The sequence below is a fragment of the Brevibacillus gelatini genome, assembly GCF_003710935.1.
Taxonomy (GTDB): domain Bacteria; phylum Bacillota; class Bacilli; order Brevibacillales; family Brevibacillaceae; genus Brevibacillus; species Brevibacillus gelatini.
The window spans coordinates 1-1,914 of sequence record NZ_RHHS01000068.1; the positions used below are offsets into that span (position 1 = coordinate 1).

A 1,914-nucleotide genomic window follows, 5' to 3' on the forward strand; every position below is an offset into this window, starting at 1 on the left:
AGGGGCTGTCCAGAAAGTCAGTGTAACCTGACTGCTGGACGCCCCGTTTTTATTAATGTGAAAAATAGGCACAAAAAAATCGCCACATCCTGTAGAATGGAAGTTACCACACCACCAACTCAGAAAGGGCGATTTTTTTGCGTAATCGAACGACTACTACTGAACAGTATATCACGGAACTTTCACTTCCTCTAGGGGATATAGAAAAGAATAGGATTGCCAAACGAAAACTTGCTCCTACATTCAAATCTTACGACAACAAGCAAATCCAAATGATTCTGGATTTGGAATTGTATATCCCGCCCCATCATGTGGCACGTGTCATTGATGAGATGATCGAGGCCATTCCAGACAAGCAGTTGTTCGCGCATTATACAGGGGGCGGTCGCAGCTCCTATCATCCGAAAATGCTGCTGAAAGTCATTCTTTACGGATACTCGCAGAAAGTCTATTCCTGCCGTGGAATCGAAAAGCTGTTGCAAGAGAACATCCCTGCCATGTGGCTGGCTGCGATGCAACAGCCCGACTTTCGGACCATAAACGAGTTCCGTGGTGTACGCATGAAAGCTCTCATAGACGAGTTGTTTGAAACCATGATTCAAAAGCTGATTGCGGACAATTACATCACGATGGAAAACTACTTTCTCGATGGCACGAAGATCGAAGCCAATGCAAACAAGTATTCCTTTGTATGGAAAAAGTCCGTACTTCGCTTTGAAGAGAAGCTGAAGGAAAAGATCCAGGAGACCCTTGCCCATATTCATAGCCTTACCCGACAAGAGGCTGGAGAGTATGTCGCTGTCCATTCAGATGAACTCCCTGCCAAGCTCGAAGAAGCCGCCGCCGCATTGGAGGAAAAAGTCGAAGAATTGACGGAACAAATCGCTAACACAAGTGAGAGTGCCGAACGGAAAATCTTGCGCCAAGAGCGTAGTGCCCTGAAGCAACCCCTAAAACAAATCCGTGAGGATTTTCTTCCCCGCCTGACGAAGTATGAACAGCAAAAGGTCATCTTCGGTGAGCGCAACAGTTATTCCAAAACAGACCCGGATGCCACGTTTATGCGAATGAAGGAAGACCACATGAAAAATGGGCAGTTAAAGCCGGGATACAACGTGCAAATAGCCACGGAAAACCAGTTTATTTTGTCTTACAGCCTTCATCAACGTCCAACGGATACGCGATGCTTCATTCCACATATGGAACGACTGGCTGCGTCTTCTTTACCGATGCCAAAAACGGTCATTGCCGATGCGGGCTATGGCAGTGAGGAAAACTATTTGTATGCAGTTGGAGAAGAAAAAGAGCCGCGTTTTGATTTTCTCATTCCCTATAGCAACTACATGAAAGAGAAAACGAGAAGTTACCAAAAAGATATACGACATGCATCGAATTGGACGTACGAAGAGTTGGATGATCGATTCATTTGCCCTAACGGCCGAAATGTTCCATTTAAGAAATATCAAACGAAAAAAACACATTCTGGTCTGGAACAGAGCTTCAAGATTTATGAATGTGAGGATTGCAGGGATTGCCCACTCAAGTCAGCCTGTACGAAAGCAAAAGGAAACCGCCAAGTACACTGGAATACGATCTGGGAAGAGTTGAAAGCAAAAGCCAAAGGAGCCCTTGAGGATGACGAGAAGTCCGCTATCTATTTTCGGCGTAAAGTCGAAGTCGAAAGCGTGTTCGGTCACATCAAGGGCAATCGGTCGTTCCGCCGATTTTCCTTGCGAGGGTTGGATAAGGTTCATACAGAGTTTGGGATTGTGGCTTTAGCCCACAATCTACTGAAGGTGGCGAGCATCCGCCTGACTGCCTTCATCAATAAAGAAACGAAGGAACTAAAAAAATGGACGGGAACCTTTCGGTTTTCCGCCCATTTTTTATTTTGGGGACTTATTGGACAGCCCC

General features: G+C 45.8%; 1 protein-coding gene. It reads left to right on the plus strand.

The window, feature by feature from the left end:
- Window positions 1-137 precede the first annotated feature (137 nt).
- The coding region (locus EDM57_RS22405) for an IS1182 family transposase (RefSeq protein ID WP_246005885.1) at window positions 138-1,914 on the plus strand (1,777 nt) is incomplete at its 3' end.